The organism is Pseudomonas marincola, from assembly GCF_900682675.2.
Lineage (GTDB): Bacteria > Pseudomonadota > Gammaproteobacteria > Pseudomonadales > Pseudomonadaceae > Aquipseudomonas > Aquipseudomonas marincola.
Window position 1 is genome coordinate 1,287,501 of sequence record NZ_LR215729.2, and the last position, 20,678, is coordinate 1,308,178.

Consider the following 20,678-nt stretch of genomic DNA (forward strand, 5'->3'; position numbering starts at 1 on the left):
GGCAATCCTGATTATCGGCGGCGGTGCTCATGCCGGAACGGCGACGACATCGAGCATACGCTGCACCACCTGATCGGCGCTGACCCCGTCGGCCACTGCGTCGTAGCTCAGTTGCAGGCGATGACGCAGAACCGGCAGCATGATTGCGCGCACATCATCCGGGGAGACAAAGTCCTGGCCTTCGAGCCAGGCATGCGCTCGTGCTACTCGGTCCAGACTGATCGCGCCACGGGGGCTGGCGCCAATGGCAATCCAGCGGGCCAGGTCGGCGTCGTAATCGGCGGCAGAGCGGCTGGCGTTCACCAGGTCAATCAGATAGCGGTCAATGCTCTCGGCGACATGGATCTCGCTGATCTCAAGACGGGCTTTGAACACCAGCGCGGGATCCAGCCGCTGCACCGCCGGCCGATCGCCCTTGAGGCCCTGCTTTTCTTCGGCGCGAAGCAGGCGCAGCACCTCACTTTCATTTTCTGCCGAGGGATAATCCAGTTGCACCTTCATCAGGAAGCGGTCCATTTGCGCTTCAGGCAGCGCATAGGTGCCTTCCTGCTCGATTGGGTTCTGCGTCGCCAGCACCATGAACAACTCCGGCATGGCGTGACTTTCACCTGCCACGGTGATCTGGCGTTCTTCCATGGCTTCCAGTAGCGCCGCCTGGACCTTGGCGGGTGCGCGGTTGATCTCGTCGGCGAGGATGATATTGCCGAACAGCGGGCCCGGCTCGAAGCGGATCTGGTTTTGCCCGTCTTTGCTGTGCAGGACTTCGCCGCCGGTAATGTCCGATGGCAGCAGGTCGGGGGTGAACTGGATGCGGCTCATGCGCGTGTCGAGGTGCTCGGCCAGCGCTTTCACCGTGCGCGTCTTGGCCAGACCCGGCAGGCTTTCGAGCAGTACATGGCCGTTGGCCAACAGCCCCAGCAATACTTGACGCACTACATCATCCTGACCGAGTACCGACTCGCCAATACGGCGTTGCAAGTCCAGAAATTCGTTGCGAATGCTCATAAATCTCCCTTTTCGTACAACGCGTGCAGGTATTCAGGTGAATACCTGCGTGGTGAATTTCAACTCAGCCCTGATTCACCTCAAGACAGAATGTGTAGTCGGCCAGTGCCTGTTTAACCGTGGCAGCAGATTCGGCAGTGGTCGACACAATCACGCATTGGCCCAACTTTTTGTCGACCCGTACGGCCACTTTAAACGGTGTTTGCAGCAGGGCATTCAGCTCATCAGTGACCATCTTTTCAATCAGTTGATTGCGCAGTTGCGGCTTGAAAATTTTGCCGACGGCGGTTAACGGCATGGCCTCAACCAAGTGAATCTCTTTGGGCACGGCCGCTTTCTCGTGAATGCTTGCCTGAGCGTGGCGCATCAGCTCGTCAAGGCTGACGCCAGCGCCTTTTTGCAGTTGCAGGAAAATAACCGGCACCTCACCGACGCGCTTGTCCGGCTTGCCGATCGCCACGGCTTCGGCAACTTCTGGATGCTGGTAGAAAGCTTCCTCGATCATTTGCGGGTCAATGTTGTGGCCGCCGCGAATAATCAAGTCTTTGCTGCGGCCGGTCAGCCACAGGTAACCGTCTTCGTCGAGGCGTCCGAGATCACCGGTATTGAACCAGCCTTCGGCAATCCACTGGCCCTCGTTCTGCTGCGCCTGCTTGTAGCCACTGAAAACATTGGGTCCGGAGATGGCAACGCAGCCCGGCTCATTGACTGCGCAATCACGCAGCCACTTGCCCTGTGCATCGACTTCGACAATGCGAATTTTCAGATAGGGCAGGGGTAAACCGACTGAGCCTACCCGGCGTTCGCCGTGTTTAGGGTTGACCGTGCTGCCGCAGGTGCCTTCGGTTTGGCCGTAGGCTTCGAGCAGAACAATACCGGTTTTACGCTCGAACTTACGCATCAATTCGGTTGCCAGCGGCGCTGCGCCGCAGAGGGCTACATCGAGCGATGACAAATCATGGCCCTCGCTTGGCTTGTCGAGCAGGCCACTGAGAATGGTCGGCACACAACTGAAAAACGAGACGCGATAGCGCTCGACCAATGCCCAGAAATTGTCCATCAGCGCCGGTGTGCGGTAGCCCGCAGGCGTTGCCAGAATCACCTCGGATCCGACCAGCCACGGTGCCAGACCGGTGACGAACACACCGTTGACGTGAAACAACGGAAGGCCGCAGAGGCACTTACTTTGCGCGTCCAGATTAACCACGCTGGCCATCTGATAGCAGCACACCAGCTCGTTGCGGTGGGTGTGTGGCGCCAGTTTGGGCGTGCCAGTGGTGCCGCCGGTATGAAAGTACGAGGCGATGTCGTCCGGGGCGAATTGGCGACCGCTGATAAGCCGGTCTGCGGGTTGCGCCTTGATCGTTGCGTCGAAGTCGAGCACCGAGTCGCTTAGGTGTTGCGAGCCGTCTGCGCTGGGGGTGAGGTTGACGGTGAGAATATGGCTGAGGCAGGGCGCCAGTTGCTTGATGGCCTGAGCTTTTTGCCACAAGTCGCTGCCTTGCATTGGCGCCAGCGTGATCAGCACTTTTGACTGCGCTTCATTAATGATGGCGGCAATATGCTCGACTTCAAGCAGCGGGTTGATCGGGTTGAAAATCCCGGCCGCTTCCGCGCCCCAGATGGCCAGATGAGTTTGCGGCAGGTTCGGCAGCAGCATCGAAACCACGCTGTGTTTGTCTACGCCCAGCTGATGCAAGGCGTTGGCAGTCTGGGTGACGCCAGCGAAGAGTTGCCGGAAGCTCAGATTGATCGATTGTTCATCAAGCGTCGCTTTCGGCAGAAAGCGCAATGCGACCTTGTCGCCGTAAGTGGCGGCCGCATTTTGCAGTAGTTCGTAGGTGCTGTTGGGCAGCGCCAAGTCGGTTACGGCAGTCTGTTCCAGTGCGTGAATGTCCGCGATGGTTGAGATATGCAGGTCGGGGAGAGGAAAAACACCCATGTACACAATCCTTGGCAAGCGCAGCCGAGATTCCGGCCTTCTGGTGAATTCCGGCACTGCGTAGCAGCGCCGGCGAAAGCCCTATTTAAGGCTTAAGGCCTGATCTTCGGCAATCGCTTTAGCCAGATTTATATCGATTGTTCGGCGAAACAGTCCAGAAGCCTTGCGTGCGACAGCGCGCAGAATTTTTGCCCGAAACCCCGGGGTGATCATGAATTCACGCGAGCGGAGGCCTTTCATGATGCCGCTCACGGCTTCATCAACCGTAAGAACGCCGGCGATTTCATTGAGCCGTTTGGTGACATTGCTGCCGTGTTCACGCTCATAGGTCAGCAGCGGCGTGGAGATTTCGCCTGGGCAGATAACCGAGACATCAATTCCTTTGAGTTTCTGCTCAAGGCGCAACACTTCAGCCAAACCAACTACGCCGTGTTTCGAGGCTACATAAGCCGCTTGCGTGTAAGTGCCAACAATCCCGGCTAATGAGGCGACCAGCACCAGATGGCTGCCGCTGTGCATATGACGCAGTGCGCTGGCGGCAAAGTTGCGACTGCCCAGCAGGTTGATCCGCACCACCTGTTCGAACGTCTCGTAAGGCATTTCAGTGAACACGCCAGTGCGCAGAATACCGGCCGAATTGAGGGCGAGATCGGCGGCGCCCAACGTCTGGGCGGCTTCATCCATAGCCGCATCAACCGCTTGGGGATCGGTAATATCCACCACGTAGACTTCGACTTTTTGGCTGGCCCGGCATTGTTTACGCAGTTGTCGTAACACTTCATCGTCGAACTTGAGATCGAATAGCGCCACGCTGCAACCTTCCTCAAGCAATACGTTGGCGATGTTCAAACCGATGCCGCTTCCACCGCCCGATATATAGGCCACCTTGGGGGTTCCGAACGTCCAGTTACGCATATGTTTTCCTTTCTTGTTATGGGCGAATAACGCTTGGCAGCCTCTGGTTTAAACGCTTTATGCGTGTTTGCCGAGTGCAAAGCAGTGCATTTTTGCCTGCGGCTCAATGCCGCTCATAGGTTAGATCCGCCGTATTGATGCGGGCTTTGCAAACTGCGCCTAAAACTTGATATTTCACGAAATGCGAATCCCCCAGCGTACGCGCTGAGGTCACTATTGACGCGGCCTGCAGAAACTTCGTTAGTCAGGTATGCATTCACCACCACTGGTCTAAATCCGGTGCGTTTGCGGCAAATGTTGCAATATTTAAGTAACCAGCCCGGGGGCCTCAAGGCTCCCTCGGCTTGGCTTGCGCTCGTTACTTCAATAATGAGGTGCGTATTCATGAACCTGAACAAGAAAGTATTGGCTCTATCAGCCTGCGCATTGCTGGTGGGCGCGGCAGCCATTGCCCCATTAAGCATGACTGGTTTCTCAACTGCCTATGCAAAGGAGGGCGGTAGCGGCGGTGGAGGCGGAAGTGGTGGCGGAGGCCACGGAGGAAGTGGCAGTGGAGGAGGCGGAAGTGGTGGCGGAGGCCACGGTGGAGGCCACGGTGGAAGCGGCAGTGGAGGCGGCGGAAGCGGTGGTGGAGGCCACGGAGGAAGTGGCAGTGGAGGCGGCGGAAGTGGTGGCGGAGGCCACGGTGGAAGTGGCAGTGGAGGCGGCGGCAGTGGTGGCGGAGGTCATGGAGGAAACGACAGTGGCCATGATGGTGGTGGTCATCATTCCGGGCATGAGGCCGGTGATGACCATGGCAATCACTCTGAAGCCGGAGATGACCACGGCAACCACAGCGAGGCCGGTGACGATCACGGTATGCATGTAGGCGACGATCGCGGCATGCACGTGGGTGACGACCGTGGCATGCATGTAGGTGATGACCGTGGTATGCACGCCGCAGGAGAAGTCGGCGATGACCGTGGATTACATGCGGCCGGTGAGCCAGGCGATGATCGCGGAGGTAATCGCTAATTGCCCGCACATAAGTTAACAGGCCTCATTCGCAGGTTTATGCGATGAATCCAGCCCCGAGAGTGCGCAGCGGATATCTGCGCAAGCCGGGGTTTTAATTAGCTGCTTCAAATTGTTGCCGCAGGGCCGGGGATAGCGGTTGGGTTATTCCTCGGTCTGGCCTCTGGCAGATGATCGACCTGCGCAACAACCACTTCTATCGTCTGATATCGTAATCACCTGCGAATATGGCATCTTTGCAGTATTGCCCGTCTTTATTGCCCTGTAGCTGATTCTTATTACGCAGAATGTCCTTTATTTATAATAAATGATGGCTATTTAATGATGTCATCGTACGACTGCTGCGATATGCTTAACCCCACAATTAATGTTGAGAATATAAGCCGTTATGGATACTCAGACTCCGCCGCCGCGTACTCGTCGCAAGCATCGCAGTCTTGCGCAAGAGCTGGTTGCCGAACTCTCCGAGCAGATTCGTGAGGGTCTGATCAAGCGTGGCGACAAGTTGCCTACCGAGTCGGCGATCATGGAGGCTCAGGGCGTGAGTCGCACAGTTGTGCGCGAAGCCTTGTCACGCCTGCAGGCGGCCGGTCTGGTTGAAACCCGCCACGGTATCGGCACTTTCGTGCTCGACACGCCCAGCCCCAGCGGTTTCCGCATTGATCCGGCGACTATCGTCACCTTGCGTGAAGTGTTGGCGGTGCTTGAGTTTCGTATCAGCCTTGAGGTCGAGTCTGCCGGTCTTGCTGCGCAGCGCCGCAGTGACGAGCAGCTCAAAGGAATGCGCGAAGCGCTCGATGCGCTGGAAGATGCCACCTCGCAGACCGGTGACGCTGTCGCTTCGGACTTCAAGTTTCATTTACTGATATCTGAGGCCACCGGCAATCGCTACTTCACCGATATCATGATGCACTTGGGCACCAGTATTATCCCGCGTACCCGCGTCAATTCGGCGAGCATTGCCCATGATGATCAGGCGCATTACATGGCGCGTCTGGGCCGTGAGCATGAGCAGATTTATGAGTCGATTGCCCGTCAGGACCCGGAAGCAGCACGCGCCGCCATGCGTTTGCACCTGACCAACAGCCGCGAACGTCTGCGTCAGGCCCACGAAGCGGCCGAAGCCGAAGCCCTGAACGCCTGATTTCTCCATACGCAAAGCCAGCAAACAGCGCGTGAGCATTTGCCGTCGCAGATGCTCACGCGCATGAGCGGCTATTGTTCGGCGGCAAATACTTTGCCCGGGTTCATTAGCCCGGTTGGGTCCAGCGTGCGTTTGATCGCGCGCATCAGTTCGATTTCCAGCGGGTCCTTGAAACGCACCGCCGCAGCTGGCTTTGACTGCCCCAGGCCATGCTCGGCGCTGATGCTGCCGTTAAACTCGCCGGTCTTCTGATAAATGATATCCATGATCGCCAGCTCGTTGGCCTTGAATGCAACATCGTCGGCGCCCACCGGTTTGCTGATGTTGTAGTGCAGATTGCCGTCGCCAATGTGCCCGTACGAGACGATTCGCACGCCCGGGAACCTGGCTTGCAGAGCTTTATCCGTGCGTTCGATAAACGCGGGTATCTGGCTTACCGGGACGCTGATGTCATGTTTCAGGCTCGGCCCTTCATGGTTCTGCGCCTCTGAAATGCCCTCGCGCAGGCCCCATAATGCAGCGGCTTGGCTGTCATTGCTGGCGATCACGGCATCAATCACCAAGCCCTGCTCAAATGCGTGACTGAGGCAGGTTTCAAGTAGCTCGGTGAGAGGCGCATCGCTGATCGTGTCGCGTAACTCGATCAGCGCATACCACGGTTGCTCGCTGGTCAGCGGGTCACGACAACCGGCGACATGGCTCAAGACAAACTCCAGGCTTTGCCGCGACATCATCTCGAAGCCGGTCAGGCGATCGGCGCAGACTCCGCGAATATGGCTGATTAGCTCGATCGCCGCTTCTGGTGAAGGCAGGGCAACCCAAGCAGTGGCCATGCTGTGGGTGGCGGGGAACAGCTTGAGTACAGCAGCGGTGATGATGCCGAGCGTGCCTTCCGAGCCGATAAACAGGTGCTTGAGGTCGTAGCCGGTGTTGTCTTTGCGAAGGCCGCGCAGGCCATTCCAGATACGCCCGTCAGGCAGCACAACCTCTATGCCCAGAGTCAGTTCGCGCATGTTGCCGTACCGCAGAACAGCGGTTCCGCCCGCATTGGTCGCGAGGTTGCCGCCCACTGTGCAACTGCCTTCTGCACCCAGCGACAACGGGAACAGGCGCCCGGCTTCGCTGGCGGCTTGTTGCAACTGCTGCAGAATGACTCCGGCCTCGACCGTGATGGTCGCGTTGGCCGGGTCGATCTCGCGGATGCGCGTCATGCGGGTGAGCGACAGCACCACTTGCTGGCCGGTTGCATCGGGGATCGAGCCGCCGCATAAACCGGTGTTCCCACCCTGCGGTACGAGTGCGACGTTTGCCTCATGGCACAGGCGCACCACCGCCGCGACCTGTTCGGTATTGGCCGGGCGGACGATTAATGCCGCATTGCCTGTGTAGGCATTGCGCCAGTCGACCAGATAACTGTGCATGCGCTCGGGGTCTTGCACCAGTCCGGCGCTGCCGACGATGCTTTCGATACGGCGAATAAATTCGGGGCTTGTGACGAGGCTCATTGCGGTCTCCTGTGCTGCCGGTTGCACTTGGTGTTGGCCGCCTGCAACCAGCAGATGTGGGGCGCTACGGGCGATTGCCCGCAGTGAATTCCTGTGCGGTCCAGCGTGCGCTCTGTTCACTCAGCGACAAGCCAAGGCCTGGCCGGGTTGGCACCAGCATGCGGCCATCGCGGGTTTCCATGCGTTCGTTAAACAGCGGCTCAAGCCATTCGAAATGCTCGACCCAGGGCTCGCGGCTGTAGGTGGCCGCCAGATGGATATGCAGTTCCATGGCGAAGTGCGGCGCAATCATCAGGCCGTTGTGTTCGGCCAGCGCCTGGACTTTCAGATAAGGCGTGATGCCGCCAATGCGCGGCGCATCCGGCATCAGATAGTCGGCACCACCCTGTTTGATGAACTCCCAGTGTTCGGCAACGCTGGTGAGCATTTCGCCAGTGGCGATTGGTGTGTCGAACTGCTGCGCGAGCATGGCGTGGCCTTGGGCGTCGTAGCAGTCGAGCGGCTCTTCAATCCAGATCAGGTTGTACTGTTCCAGCTGGCGGCACATGCGCTGAGCGGTTGGCCGGTCCCATTGCTGGTTGGCGTCGACCATTAACGGGAAGGCGTCGCCGAGGTGTTTGCGGATGCTGCTGACGCGGTGCAGATCCAGCGCCTGATCGGGCTGGCCGACTTTAAGCTTGATGCCGCCAATGCCTTTTTCGCGTGAGATATCGGTGTTGATCATTAACTGCTCGAGCGGGGTGTGCAGGAAGCCGCCCGAGGTGTTGTAGCACTGCACCGAATCGCGATGAGCTCCGAGCAGGCGAGCCAGTGACAGGTTGGCGCGCTTGGCTTTGAGATCCCAGAGGGCCACGTCGAAAGCGCCGATGGCTTGAGTTGCCAGGCCGCTGCGCCCGACCGAGGCGCCCGCCCAGCACAGCTTGTCCCACAACTTGGCGATGTCGCTGGGGTTTTCTCCGATCAGTACCGGAGCGAGTTCCTTGGCATGGGCAAACTGGCCGGGGCCGCCTGCGCGCTTTGAATAGCTGAAGCCAAGGCCACGATGACCGTCTTTGGTTTCGATTTCGACCACCAGAATGGCGATCTCGGTCATCGGCTTCTGCCGGCCCGTGAGAACTTTGGCGTCACTGATGGGATTGGCGAGCGGCACAAATACCGAAGCGACGCGAACCCAGGCAATTTGATCATCATCACCAGACGTGTTGTTTTTCAGGTCTTGCATGCTGATTCTCCCGTGGATGTAGCGTTTTTAAGGCCAGCGTTGCCCGTGCTGTAACAACGTTGGGGCGTTGTCACAGCAGGGTTGGGGTGCAAATTGAAGAACTGCGGAGAGGTTGAGCGCTTAGCTGCTCATAAGCTGAGCAACGCCGTCTTTTTTGCCGCGCAGTGCAGTAACCAGATGCCAGGACACTGACAGCGCCGCGAGTGCCAGGAAGGCCGCGGAAATCGGGTTGCTGAGGAAGCCCATGAAGTTGCCGTCAGACAACATCAGGCCACGGCGCAAATTGGTTTCGGCCATCGGTCCGAGGATGAAACCAATAATGAACGGGGCAATCGGCAGGCCGCCTTTGACGAATCCGTAGCCAAGCAAACCAAACAGCATCATCGCCCAGACATCGAAGACCCGGCTATTGAGGCCGAACGCACCGACCACGCAGAGCACCAGAATAATCGGCAGCAAGATGTGCTTGGGGATCGACAACAGCTTGATAAAGATGCGCAAGCCGAAGAATTCGAGAAACAGCATCAACACCGAGGCCAGAAGCAGCGCCGCGAATATGGTGTAGACCAAATCGCCCTGGGTAAGGAACAGCAACGGACCTGGCTGAATACCATGGATCATGAAACCGCCCAGCAGAATCGCCGTGGTGGTGTCACCCGGAATGCCCAGGGTCAGCAGCGGAATCATCGCGCCGCCGATACCGGCATTGTTCGCCGTTTCACTGGCAACCACGCCTTCTGGAGCGCCTTTACCGAACATCTCCGGGGTTTTTGAACGCTTCTTGGCGGCGATGTACGAGACGATGTTCGAGGTGCCGGCGCCAATGCCCGGCAAAATGCCGATGCCGACACCGATCAGGGCTGAACGGGTGGCGTTAGGGATCTGGAAGATGAATTCCTTGATCGAGAAACCGAAACCCTTGATGCCTTTCATGCTGATGTTCTGCGGCTTGGCGCGATCAGCCGAGCGGCCTTTTTCAGCAAACTTGAGCACCTCGGCCACGGCGAACATGCCGATCATCACCGTGAGCATGGCAAAGCCGCCGTTCAGGCTCGGGTGATCGAAGGTAAAGCGCCGTACTGCCTCAACCGGGGCGATGCCGACGGTGGAGAAAGCAAAGCCCAGCGCGCCTGCAAACAAGCCTTTTACCAGGGAACCGGTCGACAGCGTGGCGATCAGCGTGAGCGAGAACACGGCAATCGCGAAGTATTCGTGCGGGCCAAAACTCAGGGCAATATCGGCCAGCATCGGGGCAATGAACATCAGTGCGCCAATACTGAAAATAGTCCCCAGAAACGAGAACACCACGCCAAGCCCCAGGGCTTTAACGCCCAGGCCCTGGCGCATCATTGGCGCGCCGTCGAAGGTGGTCGCAATCGATGAGGGCGTTCCCGGAATATTGAGCAATATCGCCGATATGAGTCCGCCAGACGTTGCCCCGATAAACAGTGCAACCAACAGCGACAAGCCGGCAGCCGGGCCCATGGTATAGGTCAGCGGCAAGCACAAGGCGATGGCCATGGTGGCCGAAAGGCCGGGCACTGCGCCGAAGACGATGCCGACGGCGACGCCCAGGGTGATCAGCACGAATATATAGGGCGAGAATACGGCGCCGAAGCCTTGTTGCAGGAGTTCAATCATCGCCGTCTCCTAGAAATTCAGTAAGCCTGCGGGCAGCAACAGATCGAAGCTCTCGCGGAACAGGAAGTAGATCGACGCACTCGACACCAGCGCGATCCCGGCGTACAGCAGGTGATTGGCTTTCTGATCGAGAGGGGTCAATACGAGGAACTGCACATACAGGTACAGGGCGGTCATGATCGGGAAACCGACGGTTTCCAGCAGGGCCACGTAGATGATGACCAAGGCGAAGCTTTTAATAACGGTGAGGTAATCAATCGACTCTTTTTCAACCGCTGCACCTGCGGTTGGCTTAGGCAGTTTTTTCCAGGCCAGCAGTTGCAGAACACCCAGCAGACACAAAACCGCTGACAGGATGTAAGGCACGAAGGCTGAATCGACGAAGCCTCTTCTAGGCAATTGCAGGGTCATGAACAAGTAGCCCAGGCCGGCGCCGAGCATCGCCAGACCAATCAGCAACTCGTTTCTTTTGCAGGTATCCATGGTGGATCCTCTTTAATCGTCAGGACGGAGCAGCCGGGCGCTCACCATTCGGGCGCACCCGGCTTGTTGCGGGATTACTTGGTTTGACGCAGCTCATCCTTGAATTGCATGTACGTGTCGCGGCTCTTGCTCAGGATTGCCTTGGCTTCTTCGGTGCCGTAGTAGCTGACCGGTTGCTTGAAGGATTTCTTCAGTTCTTCGGCGTATTCCGGTTGCTCGGTGATCTGCTTCATCACGTCCGCCATTTTGGCGACGATTGCCGGGTCTGTGCCTTTCGGGAAGGCCACCACGTAAGGCTTGTCGATCACCAGATCAACACCCTGTTCCTTGAAGGTCTTGATGTCGCCGAGCAGGGCGTTGCGCTCTTCGTTTGGCTGGCCCAGTGCGCTCATCTTGCCGCTGGTCACGTAGTCTTGAACCGAGCCGTAGCTGATGGCGCCCAGATCGATGCGCTTGCCGAGCAGGGCTACGATTTTTTCCGATACGGTGCCGCTGTCGACCAGCTTCAGATCGGTGCCCGAAAGCTTCTCGAACATCAGACCTTGCAGGTGGGAAAAGCTGCCCATTTCAGTGCCGTAGGTGATGGTGTTGGGCTCAGCTTTGGCTTTAGTGATCAGCTGATCGAGGGTGTCGATACCCGAGCTTTTGCCCGATACAAACACCGCGCCTTTATCGACGCCGGCGATGCAGGAAATATCGAATGCGTCGTAGCTGTCTTCGCTCAAACCTGCCACTTCGTTAACAATCAGCTGGCCGGTGTGGGTGAACAGGATGGTGTTGCCGTCTGCGGCTGCACCTTTAACCTGTTCGGCTGCCAGCGTGCCGCCACCGCCGGCGACGTTGGTCACGACCATCGACTTGCCGGTGACCTTGGTGAAGTACTTGGCCATCATCCGGGCGTTGAAATCGGTGTCACCGCCAGCATTGGCGATTACCACAACCTGCACTGGGCGAGTCGGCCAGTTTGCTGCATCAGCCGCAACAGCTGCGCCAGCAGTGAGCGAAAGAAAGGAGGCGATAAGGGAGGCGCACAGTGTTTTTTTCATTGTCATTCTCCAGAACTACAGCTTGGTTTTTTGTGTTTATTAGGTGTTTTCTTGCTCGTGCTAAATGTCACCGTGGAGCAGTGTTGCGTGAGCCTGATTCACAGGGCTGGCTCGCGGCCCAGGCTCGGTTTTTTCGGGTCGTACTGCCAGCCAGGAACCAGGTAGCGCATGGCCATGGCGTCATCGCGGGCGCCGCTGGCGACTTGCTGATACAGCTCGTGCGCCTGCATGATCCGGTCGATATCGGGCTCGATACCGAGGCCGGGTTTCTGCGGAACACGCACTTCGCCGCCGACAATCTGCAGCGGCTCACGCGTCAGGCGTTCCTGGCCTTCCTGCCATATCCAGTGGGTGTCGATTGCGCTGATACGGCCAGGTGCTGCGGCAGCGGCGTGGGTGAACATGGCCAGTGATACATCGAAGTGATTGTTCGAATGCGAGCCCCAGGTCAGGCCGAATTCTTCGCACATCTGCGCGAGCCGAACCGAGCCTTGCAGGGTCCAGAAATGCGGATCTGCCAGTGGAATGTCGACCGCCTCGAGGCGCAGCGAATGGCCCATCTGGCGCCAGTCTGTAGCGACCATGTTGGTTGCCGTCGGGATGCCGGTGGCACGCTTGAACTCGGCCATGATCTCGCGGCCGGAAAAGCCATTTTCAGGCCCGCATGGGTCTTCGGCATACGCCAGAATATGGTTCTGGCCCTGACAAACCTCTATCGCCTCTGCCAATGACCAGGCGCCGTTCGGGTCGAGAGTTACGCGTGAGTCAGGGAAGCGCGCCTTGATTGCCGCTACAGCTTGCATCTCTTGCGCGCCGCGCATCACGCCGCCTTTGAGCTTGAAGTCTTTAAAGCCATAGCGTGCGTGTGCGGCGCTGGCCAGATCGGCAATTGCCTGCGGTGTCAGAGCTTCCTGATGACGCAGGTGATACCAGCTGTGCTGGCTGTCATCGCCGCTCAGATAAGGTAAGTCGGTGCGGTTGCGATCACCGATGTAAAACAGATAAGCCAGCATCGGCACCGAATCACGCTGCTGACCGCTGCCGAGCAATTCGGCTACCGGCACACCAAGGTGCTGGCCGAGCAGGTCGAGCAGGGCGGCTTCTACTGCCGTGATGACGTTGTCGAGGCGCAGATTGATTTCGTGCGGCTGCTTGAGCACAGCGGCTTCGGACTCAGACGTTACCTGATGCTGAGTGGTCTGCGGGCCGCTGCCGTCGCGTCCGGCAATACTGCGGCGCAGGCTGTTGAGAATGAAGTTGTAGCGTGCCACCGGCTGGCCAATAACCAACGAGCGGCAGCGCTCCAGTGCCTGACGAATGCCCTCACCGCCAGGCACTTCACCGATGCCGGTACGCCCGTCGTTGTCGGTCAGCAGTACCAGATTACGGGTGAAATAAGGGGCATGGGCGCCGCAGAGATTGAGCAGCATGCTGTCGTGTCCCGCTACTGGGATCACTTGCATGGTTCTGACGATAGGGCTTTTGCAGTCACGCATGGCTACCACTCCCCGCATGGAAAGGGAGGGCGCGGTTGCCAATCTGTGGCAGTTGATTGGCTGTAGCAAATGGGGCAGTGGCATCAGCTGAGAGGCTGGTGCGGGTCAACTTTACGCCGCACCGGATGCAGAGGTGCGGATGGGCCTGTGATGAAAATGGCATAGCAGGGCCTGTAATTCGATTGTTGTTTTTAGTGTTATACGTTGTCGTATGACTTGGCTCGATTATCAACATCTCGAAACCCGCTTGTCAACGATGCGATGTCATCGCAAACAGGTATTTCATCGCCTGCAGCGTAAAGAGTGGATTGCTGTGGTTGTGTGTTTGGCTGAGGTTAAGTGGCCTAAGACCGTCTATTTTCGGCTTTTTAAGCAATATTTCGCAGACGTTCGTGTGCTGTAGCTATGCACGTTGCCGGCTACATATCAATTTACAAGACGACAGGTATGGTTTTATTTATAGTTGTACGATAACGTATGACTACAGCATGAGCTGAACTACTCCCATCACAACTCGCTTTTCAGGGTGTTCGAATAATGAATCCACAAGAACTGAAGTCCATCCTCTCTTCCGGTCTGCTGTCTTTCCCGGTGACCGACTTTGACGCTGCCGGCAATTTCCGTGCTGACACTTATGCGCGTCGTCTTGAGTGGCTGTCGCCTTACGGCGCGTCTGCATTGTTTGCTGCAGGCGGCACCGGCGAGTTTTTCTCGCTGGCCCCTGATGAATACTCCGCTGTTATCAAGACAGCTGTTGATACCTGCGACGGCGGTGTGCCGATTCTGGCCGGTGTCGGCGGCCCGACCCGTCTGGCGATTCAGTACGCTCAGGAAGCCGAGCGTCTGGGTGCCAAAGGTTTGTTGCTGCTGCCGCACTACCTGACCGAAGCCAGTCAGGAAGGCGTTGCCGCTCACGTTGAAGCGGTGTGTAAGTCAGTGAAAATCGGCGTGGTGGTTTACAACCGCAACGTTTGCCGCCTGACGGCGCCGCTGCTGGAGCAGCTGGCTGAGCGTTGCCCGAACCTGATCGGTTACAAGGATGGCCTGGGTGATATCGAGTTGATGGTGTCGATCCGTCGCCGCCTCGGTGATCGTTTCAGCTATCTGGGCGGTCTGCCGACTGCCGAAGTCTATGCCGCTGCCTACAAGGCACTGGGCGTGCCGGTATATTCGTCTGCGGTGTTCAACTTCATCCCGAAAACCGCGATGGATTTCTATCACGCAATCGCCCGTGAAGATCACGCCACCGTTGGCAAGATCATTGATGACTTCTTCCTGCCGTATCTGGATATCCGCAACCGCCGTGCAGGCTACGCGGTGAGCATCGTTAAAGCCGGCGCCAAAATCGCAGGCTTCGATGCTGGCCCGGTTCGCGCCCCGCTGACAGATCTGCTTCCTGAGGAATACGAGCAGCTGGCTGCTCTGATCGATGCCCAAGGCGCTCAGTAACACTTGTTGAGTTGCTTGTAATACCGCTGGGCTGTTCTGGCCCAGCGTCTTCTAGGCCGCCAAGGTCTGTCTTGCTGGTGCGACTCGCTGTCTATCTCCTCCAGGGGTTTGACGGGGCAGGGCTATCCGCTGTTGGTTGCGGGTGGCTTGAACTATGACGCGTGTGTTTGCGGCGTATACCTGAGCGATTCGCTTGGGTATCGCTCAGTGAACTGCGGGCATAAAAAACCCGCCTCAAGGGCGGGTAAAGTGCTACGTGGAGGAGGTCGCGTGAGGTGTTACAGAATCGGCAGCGGGTAGTTGAAGATCAGGCGGTTTTCATCGAACTCGCTGGTGCTGAAGTCACGACGAATCGTGCTGTTGCGCCATTTCATCGACAGGTTCTTGAATGCGCCGCTTTGGACGACGTAGGCCAGCTCGGTTTCGCGGCCCCACTCTTTGCCGTCATCAACTGCGCCGCTCTTGATATTGTCGCCGCTGATATAACGGTTCATCAGGGTCATGCCGGGAATGCCGAGGCCTGCGAAGTTGAAGTCATAACGAACCTGCCAGGAGCGTTCCTCAGCGTTGTCGTAGCTTGAGTTGTAGCTATCGTTCGCCAGGGTGCCGCCGCTGGTGCCGTTCACGCGCATCCACTTGTCACCGCTGACTCGCTGCAGGCCGAGGTAGAAGGTGTGCGAACCGCTCTTGGCCGAGAACAGGCCGGAGCTGGTTTTGTTGTCCATCTTGCCGGCCAGTTCGCTGCCGTCTTCGCCGCCGATGAAGTAGCCGAGGTTGGCGCCCAGCGTCCAGTCGCCCACCGGTTGGGTGTGCACCAGATTGAAGAACTGCTGGTTGTACACATCCTTCAGTTCTGCGCCCCAGACGCCGATCATTGTGCGGTCTTCGTTGAAGCGGAATTCACCACCGCCGAAATTGAAGCGGTCCGAAACGCCTTTGCCGAAGCTCATGTCGTCCATGCTGGCGTCATCGCGTGGGCTGTTGCCACGGAACTGGCCGCCGTACAGGGTCAGGCCAGCAATTTCGCTGGAGGTCAGCTGACCGCCCTGAAAGGTTTGTGGCAACGAGCGACCATCGTCGGAGCGCAGAATCGGCAGCACCGGCATCCACTCACCAATCTTCAATTCGGTCTTCGAGATACGCGCCTTGCCGGCAATACCAAGGCGGCCGTAATCATCCGCCGGGCGACCGTCATCATGCACCGGCAGCAGGCCTGTTCTGGCCGTGCCGCGGCCGCCATCGAGCTTGATCGCGGTCAGACCAAGTACGTCGACGCCGAAACCGACCGTGCCCTCGGTGAAGCCCGAACGCGCATCCAGAATGAAACTCTGGGTCCATTCTTCAGCCTTGCCCTGCGGATAAGCCGGGTTGGTGAAATTACGGTTGATATAGAAGTTGCGCAGGCCAAAGTTGACCTTGGCATCATCTGCAAAACCAGCAGCCTGGCTGCTCAGTGGCAGGGCAGCTGCGCCGATGGCGTTGAGTACAGCAAGAGAGAGGGCGTTGCGTGCAGTCATTATTATTTTGCTCCAGTGTGTGACCGAGTTGCATCCGTCATCGAAACCGCGCGCAGGGCTGTTCTACAGGCAATAAGAGCGAGCCGGTTCGGGGTGCGGATAGTTTTTTTGGGGTTGTGTGACAGCTACTGGGCGCAATTCGCTAGGCTGAAATTCGCCAGTATCGGGCGGTGCAATTGCGTGATGCGAACAAGCGACAGATGGGGAGTGCGGATTGATAGCTTCATGCTGGACCTGTTTTTGTGATTATTATTAGTGTTGTACGTCGTCGTACAACTTGCCTGATTATTCATAGCTGAGTTTGTTATTGTCAATGTCTACTTTTGGCTAATTCGAGATATTTTTTTGTCTTTTAACCCTGTTTTTGCTGATTTTCGGCTTTATTTAGGCCGAATTTAGCCTGATGTCTGATTTTTAAGATCAGCCACTGGGTTAGAGGTTGGTAATGCTAAAAAACTTTAGTTGTAGGATGACATCATGTTTTCTTCCCTCGCGTGAAGCATCGGTAAGCATTGTGCTAACGCGCCAGCGTTGGCCCTGAATTTCGCCCGGTCAGTCTGTTTCTCGCGGCGCGTTGAACGCTTGGTAGTGCAGGCTGAAATCCACTTCGGCTGCCTCGTTCTTGCGCAGCAAACGCAAGCCAGGTCGGCCTGGCAAGTGATGCGCGTTGATCGGGTGGCTCACAGGTTCAAAGCAGAAGAACTCGCTGCTTGGAGGGCAGAACAGCAAAAAATAATCCGCGCCGCTGGCCCGACAGCTCAGTTGGTAGCCGGCGTCTTCCTGGCTAATCACGCAGCGGCCATCCCAGCCGCTGAAGGCATGATCAACCAGCGTGTCTGGCAGGCAGTTGCGTTGCCCGAAGTCCCATTGCGCGGGTATCGCGCCCGGCTGACTGGGCAGCTCGCCAGGTGCGCCAAGCCACACTTGGCTGGCCACTGTCTGTAAGCGCGTGGCGGCGGTGCGGGGTAAATAGGGGTGCAAGCCCAGACCATGCCACGCGGGTTCATCGGCCAGATGAGTGACCTGTAAGCGCAGATGCAAACAGCCTTCATCCAGCGAAATATCCAGCTCGGCGCGGTACGCAAAGGGTTCGCGGCTATCGAGGCTCAGGCGTGCATGACCGGTGCTGTGTTGTTCAGCGTGCCACGCCTGTTGCCAGGCACTGCCATGAATCGGGTAAGGATCGTGATCAGTATTGGCCGAAAGTGCCAGCCAGCCGTCGGGGCAGTCGAATCCGCCGTTGGCAATCCGGTTCGACCAGGGCGCCAGTGGGTAGCAGGCCAGTCGCCTCGGCGTGCCAGCTGCAAGCGCGGCGTCATCGCTGGGGCGCAGCAGCGGCTGGCCTGTGGCCTTGATTGTCCAGTTGACCAGGCTGGCGCCTCGCTCCGGGAGCAGGCTCAGGCGGGTCAGCGAATCTTCGAGATACAGTAATGCGGGTTGCATGCTTGATCCCCAGTTGAACGCTGCCGGTTTCGGGGGCGCTCTATTCAACGCGGCTGATTACTTTTGTTTGCTGTAGGCCAGCAGCACCACAGCGCAGACCACGATAAGGCCGCCGATAATCTGTATGCCGTTAAGGTGCTGATCGAGAATCAGCCAGCCAAACACCAGGCCCGCCACCGGTTCCATGTTCATCACCGGTGCATTGCGGGTGATGTCGAGGCGCGAGACGAATATAAACAGGGTGGAGAAGGCTGCCCCGTAAAGCAGAACCAGGCAGGCGAGGGCGATCCATCCGGTGGCAGCGCTTGGCAAGTGCATGCCGTTTTCGACCACGCCACTGCTGCCGACCAGAGCTGCAGCGACAAACACCACAAGCAGCGTCAGCACGCTGCGCACCATGCCGGGTACAGCGTGTAATTTGTGTTCGGTAATCCACAGGGCAAAAGCAAACACCACAGCGCCTGTGACGCTGAACATCACGCCTTCGATCCAGCGTGCGTCGATTTCGGTTTGGCTCGAAAGCTGTTCTGCAACATTCAGTGCCAGGACCAGGCCGAATAAAATCAGGCCCATTAATATGGCCGCGCGGCGGGTGGGTCTGGGCCCGCCCAATGCCCAGTTGAGCAGGGCGAGAAAAATCGGCGCCATGTTTACCAGCAACAAGGCGAGCGCCACCGGAATACGCATCACGGCGGAATAGATACAGAAACTCTGGATAGCGATGAGTAAGCCGAGTAGCAGTTGCCAACCCCATGTCGTGCGGCTCAGAGCAACCCACTCGCGGCGATAGGCGATCAGTGCGGCGAGCGCCAGCATTGTCACGCCGGCGCGGCAGAGCATGGCCAGCAACAGGCCGGTGTCGTGATCGAAAGCGATGCGCGCAGCAATGTGATTGCCCGCGAACGAGCAGGCTAGTGAGGCCAGTAGCAGCACGGCAATGTGCCGTGGCAGCGGGGTTGAAATAGACATTGCGGGGTTTGCATCCTTGGCCAATTCAAGCATGCGCCGCCCGCAGGCGGCGCTCCCTGAGTCATGCAGCGCTTACAACAGCGCGTGCGGTAACCACAACGAAATAGCCGGAATGTAGGTCACGGCCATCAGTACCATCAGCAGCGCGGCGTAGAACGGCAGCAGTGCTTTGACGGTGTTTTCGATGGTCACTTTGCCCACGGCTGCGCCGACGAATAACACGGCGCCAACGGGCGGGGTAATCAGGCCAATGCCCAGGTTCACCAGCATGATCATGCCGAAGTGCACCGGATCGATGCCCAGACCGGTAATCACTGGCATCAGAATCGGCGTGAGAATGAGGATCAGCGGCGCCATGTCCATCAAGGTGCCAAGTACCAGTAGCATGGCGTTGATGCACATCAGGATCACATAGCGGTTATCTGACAAGGTCAGGAACGCCGTGGTGATTTTCGCGGGTATCTGCATCAGGGTCATGATGTAGCCGAAGCTGGCGGCAAAGGCGATCAATACCATCACGATCGACAGCGTGCGCACGGTGCGGTGCATCAGCTTGGGCAGGTCACGCCATTTATAGTCGCGATAAATGAACATGGTGACGAAGAATGCCCAGACCACGGCAATGGCTGCAGACTCTGTTGCGGTGAACACACCGCTTAGAATGCCGCCGAGAATGATGAACATGGTCATCAAACCCCAGAGCGCATCGACGCAAATCTTCAGCGCCTGCTTGAGCGGGATCACTTCGCCTTTCGGGTAGCTGCGGCGTTTGGCGAAGAACAGGCACATGCCCATCATCACGCAAGTGAGCAAAATCCCCGGCCCGATACCGGCAATGAACAAGGCTGAGATCGACACCGTGCCGCCTGCTGCCAGCGAGTACAGCACCGAGTTATGACTAGGCGGCGTCAGCAGTGCTTGCACCGAACCGCTTACGGTTACGGCTGTCGAGAATTCACGCGGATAACCCTTGCGGGCCATTTCCGGAATCAGCACCGAGCCCACCGAAGCGGTGTCGGCAACCGACGAGCCGGAGATCGCGCCGAAGAACGCCGAAGCCATGATGTTCACAAGAGACAGGCCGCCACGGACGAATCCGACCAGCACGCTGGCAAATGCGACCAGGCGCCGGGACATGCCGCCCTCGGCCATGATCGCGCCGGCAAGAACGAAAAATGGAATGGCCAGCAGGGAGAATTTATTAACCCCGCCCGCGACCTGAATCATCACCGCGTGAAATGGGATATTGATCCAGAAGGCGCCTGCCAATGCCGACAAACCGAGGGCGTACGCCACGGGCATGCGTAGCACGATGAGCAGAATAAAGGTGCCAAGAAGTATAAAAGCGTCCATTACGACAGGGCCTCACTGCTTTCTTCGTGTTGTTCGTAATTGACCGCTTTGCGGTGGCTCTGGTCGCCAAACACCATGCGCTCGACAATGAAAATCAGAGTCAGCGCACCGCCCAGCGGGATCGGCGAATAGCACAGGCCGACGCGCAAACTTGGCAGAGACGGGTTGAACTGGTTCCAGGTGGCCGCGCACAGTTTGATGCCCCAAATGAGCATGAACAGGCAGATGGTCGCCATCAGCAGTTGCACCAGCACTTCTAAATAGCGCTGAACGTGTTGCGGCATGCGATCGGTGGCCATCGACACGGCCATGTGCGCGCCTGCGCGGTAGCTGGCGGCAGCACCGATAAAGGTGAACAGCACCATCAGCAAAATCGCTACGGGCTCGGGCCAGCTGGAGCCGCTGCCGAGTGCGTAACGGGTAAAAATGCCCCAGGGAATAATCAGGGCCATGGTCGCAACCGACAGACCTGCAACCCAGATGCAACTGGTGTAGATCACGTCGTTGACGCGTAAGAAGGTATCTTTCATCAGG

Annotated in this window: 18 protein-coding genes; 4 read left to right on the forward strand and 14 right to left on the reverse strand. The window is 57.9% G+C overall.

The genetic code is table 11. The features are described 5' to 3' along the window. Nucleotides 1–27 precede the first annotated feature (27 nt). The 3 genes from PMYSY11_RS05925 to PMYSY11_RS05935 form a co-directional block, all read right to left on the reverse strand. The gene (locus PMYSY11_RS05925) at nt 28–1,005 is read right to left on the reverse strand and encodes an AAA family ATPase (RefSeq protein ID WP_150548589.1); all 978 of its coding nucleotides are present in this window, start codon (nt 1,003–1,005) and stop codon (nt 28–30) included. Between the two features lie 64 nt (nt 1,006–1,069). Next, nucleotides 1,070–2,947 (reverse strand): acyl-CoA synthetase, encoded by a 1,878-nt coding sequence (locus PMYSY11_RS05930; protein WP_150548590.1) that lies wholly within the window; start codon nt 2,945–2,947, stop codon nt 1,070–1,072. 81 nt (nt 2,948–3,028) lie between these two features. Then, nucleotides 3,029–3,862 carry an SDR family NAD(P)-dependent oxidoreductase gene (locus PMYSY11_RS05935; protein WP_090512862.1) on the reverse strand — a complete coding sequence of 278 codons (834 nt, stop codon included), beginning with the start codon at nt 3,860–3,862 and terminating at the stop codon, nt 3,029–3,031. A gap of 508 nt (nt 3,863–4,370) precedes the next feature. Between PMYSY11_RS05935 and PMYSY11_RS22010 the strand changes: the two genes are divergently transcribed. The 3 genes from PMYSY11_RS22010 to PMYSY11_RS05945 all read left to right on the forward strand — a co-directional run bounded on the left by PMYSY11_RS22010 (nt 4,371) and on the right by PMYSY11_RS05945 (nt 6,020). After that, a complete protein-coding gene (locus PMYSY11_RS22010) occupies nt 4,371–4,730 on the forward strand; it encodes a hypothetical protein (RefSeq protein ID WP_172970666.1) in 360 nt (119 codons plus the stop codon). Beyond that, nucleotides 4,721–4,876: a hypothetical protein gene (locus PMYSY11_RS22015; RefSeq protein WP_172970667.1), complete on the forward strand. Its 156-nt coding sequence runs from the start codon at nt 4,721–4,723 to the stop codon at nt 4,874–4,876. The genes PMYSY11_RS22010 and PMYSY11_RS22015 overlap by 10 nt, the downstream gene beginning before the upstream one ends. 388 nt (nt 4,877–5,264) lie before the next feature. Next, nucleotides 5,265–6,020, forward strand: coding sequence for a FadR/GntR family transcriptional regulator (locus tag PMYSY11_RS05945; RefSeq protein ID WP_090512856.1), 756 nt, complete (start codon nt 5,265–5,267; stop codon nt 6,018–6,020). 71 nt (nt 6,021–6,091) lie between these two features. Here the strand turns inward: PMYSY11_RS05945 and PMYSY11_RS05950 are convergent, their stop codons facing one another. The 6 genes from PMYSY11_RS05950 to PMYSY11_RS05975 form a co-directional block, all read right to left on the reverse strand. Then, a complete protein-coding gene (locus tag PMYSY11_RS05950; RefSeq protein ID WP_150548592.1) occupies nt 6,092–7,525 on the reverse strand; it encodes an FAD-binding oxidoreductase in 1,434 nt (477 codons plus the stop codon). Nucleotides 7,526–7,589: 64 nt separating this feature from the next. After that, complete coding sequence (locus PMYSY11_RS05955) at nt 7,590–8,747, reverse strand: L-talarate/galactarate dehydratase (protein WP_150548593.1); 1,158 nt, start codon at nt 8,745–8,747, stop codon at nt 7,590–7,592. A 120-nt stretch (nt 8,748–8,867) separates the two neighbouring features. Beyond that, a complete protein-coding gene (locus PMYSY11_RS05960) occupies nt 8,868–10,388 on the reverse strand; it encodes a tripartite tricarboxylate transporter permease (RefSeq protein WP_069900416.1) in 1,521 nt (506 codons plus the stop codon). 9 nt (nt 10,389–10,397) lie between these two features. Then, entirely contained in the window at nt 10,398–10,871 is a 474-nt protein-coding gene (locus PMYSY11_RS05965; RefSeq protein WP_150548594.1) for a tripartite tricarboxylate transporter TctB family protein, read from the reverse strand. Between the two features lie 74 nt (nt 10,872–10,945). Further along, nucleotides 10,946–11,917, reverse strand: coding sequence for a tripartite tricarboxylate transporter substrate binding protein (locus PMYSY11_RS05970; protein ID WP_069900414.1), 972 nt, complete (start codon nt 11,915–11,917; stop codon nt 10,946–10,948). Nucleotides 11,918–12,015: 98 nt separating this feature from the next. Then, entirely contained in the window at nt 12,016–13,413 is a 1,398-nt protein-coding gene (locus PMYSY11_RS05975; RefSeq protein ID WP_150548595.1) for an enolase C-terminal domain-like protein, read from the reverse strand. Between the two features lie 537 nt (nt 13,414–13,950). On the opposite strand from PMYSY11_RS05975, the gene kdgD reads away from it, so the two are divergent. Continuing rightward, nucleotides 13,951–14,862 (forward strand): 5-dehydro-4-deoxyglucarate dehydratase, encoded by a 912-nt coding sequence (kdgD, locus tag PMYSY11_RS05980; protein WP_090512840.1) that lies wholly within the window; start codon nt 13,951–13,953, stop codon nt 14,860–14,862. Nucleotides 14,863–15,140: 278 nt separating this feature from the next. On the opposite strand, the gene PMYSY11_RS05985 is transcribed toward kdgD, so the two are convergent. The 5 genes from PMYSY11_RS05985 to PMYSY11_RS06005 all read right to left on the reverse strand — a co-directional run bounded on the left by PMYSY11_RS05985 (nt 15,141) and on the right by PMYSY11_RS06005 (nt 20,674). After that, nucleotides 15,141–16,379, reverse strand: a complete 1,239-nt coding sequence (locus tag PMYSY11_RS05985) for an OprD family porin (protein ID WP_150548596.1) — start codon at nt 16,377–16,379, stop codon at nt 15,141–15,143. Nucleotides 16,380–16,931: 552 nt separating this feature from the next. Then, nucleotides 16,932–17,822, reverse strand: coding sequence for an aldose 1-epimerase (locus PMYSY11_RS05990; protein WP_150548597.1), 891 nt, complete (start codon nt 17,820–17,822; stop codon nt 16,932–16,934). Between the two features lie 57 nt (nt 17,823–17,879). Beyond that, nucleotides 17,880–18,791: an EamA family transporter gene (locus PMYSY11_RS05995; RefSeq protein ID WP_150548598.1), complete on the reverse strand. Its 912-nt coding sequence runs from the start codon at nt 18,789–18,791 to the stop codon at nt 17,880–17,882. Between the two features lie 72 nt (nt 18,792–18,863). Further along, nucleotides 18,864–20,144: a TRAP transporter large permease gene (locus PMYSY11_RS06000; RefSeq protein WP_150548599.1), complete on the reverse strand. Its 1,281-nt coding sequence runs from the start codon at nt 20,142–20,144 to the stop codon at nt 18,864–18,866. Then, on the reverse strand, nt 20,144–20,674 hold the full coding sequence (locus PMYSY11_RS06005) for a TRAP transporter small permease (protein ID WP_069900408.1): 531 nt from the start codon (nt 20,672–20,674) through the stop codon (nt 20,144–20,146). Before PMYSY11_RS06005 ends, PMYSY11_RS06000 begins: the two co-directional genes overlap by 1 nt. Between the last annotated feature and the right edge of the window lie 4 nt (nt 20,675–20,678).